This window comes from Pseudoflavonifractor sp. An184, assembly GCF_002160305.1.
GTDB lineage: Bacteria > Bacillota > Clostridia > Oscillospirales > Oscillospiraceae > Lawsonibacter > Lawsonibacter pullicola.
The window spans coordinates 1-693 of record NZ_NFKI01000150.1 but is presented as its reverse complement, the minus strand read 5'-3'; the positions used below and the strand labels follow the sequence as shown (position 1 = coordinate 693).

Annotated in this window: 1 protein-coding gene and 1 other RNA gene; both read right to left on the bottom strand. The window is 59.7% G+C overall.

What is annotated here, in order from left to right; genetic code table 11:
• Nucleotides 1-250, bottom strand: a 250-nt coding sequence (locus B5F19_RS17805; protein ID WP_204248365.1) for a hypothetical protein, incomplete at its 3' end; no start/stop codon positions are given.
• Nucleotides 205-573: a transfer-messenger RNA gene (ssrA, locus tag B5F19_RS16880) on the bottom strand. The genes ssrA and B5F19_RS17805, both read right to left, overlap by 46 nt.
• Nucleotides 574-693 lie beyond the last annotated feature (120 nt).

Below are 693 nucleotides of genomic sequence, written 5' to 3'. Positions count from 1 at the left end.
TTTTCGATTCGCCATCTTGAGATTTTGCCCAACGGCCCTTCTGGGCCGCGCCGCTTTTGCGGCGTACGAGCGTTTTGCCGGAGGCAAAACCTCGGCGGAGGGATGGCTCTGCCATCCCGAGCATTTGAATCACCGAAGGGCGGAGCGGGCCCTCGGCCCGCGAAGCCCAAAAAGAAAGACACGCTATAAGCGTGTCTTTCTTTTTGGTGGAGGCGGGGAGAGTCGAACTCCCGTCCGAAAACCCTTCCATGGGAACTTCTCCGGGCGCAGACGGTTATTGCGGGAGTCTTGCTCTCCCGGTTCCCGTCACCCTGGGCAAGCCGTCACGCCCAGGGGTCTGGTGAGCTTCATGATTCATGGCCGGCGCAAAGCTTTGCCGGCGCACGTGCACCACTAAACGACGCCCAATCCCGGCTCGTGGTCCTTCCGGGTTGGACGGCTGCTGTTAATTAAGCAGCGTAAGCGTAATTTTCGTTGTTCTTTAATTTATAAAGAAGTGCCCGTTTTAAGGTGGCCAGGCGCCACCGCCCGCTATTCCCACTTCCGTGTCCCCGTCGAAACCGGTACGCCCCCGCGTCGTCGTCGCAAAGTCCGCTCAGCTCCGTTTCCGCCTGGCGGCGAAAACTGCGCCCGCTCCCTTGCTCCTCCTCTCCAAATCGAACCCGCTTGCGCTGGGCTTCGATTTGGTTAGCG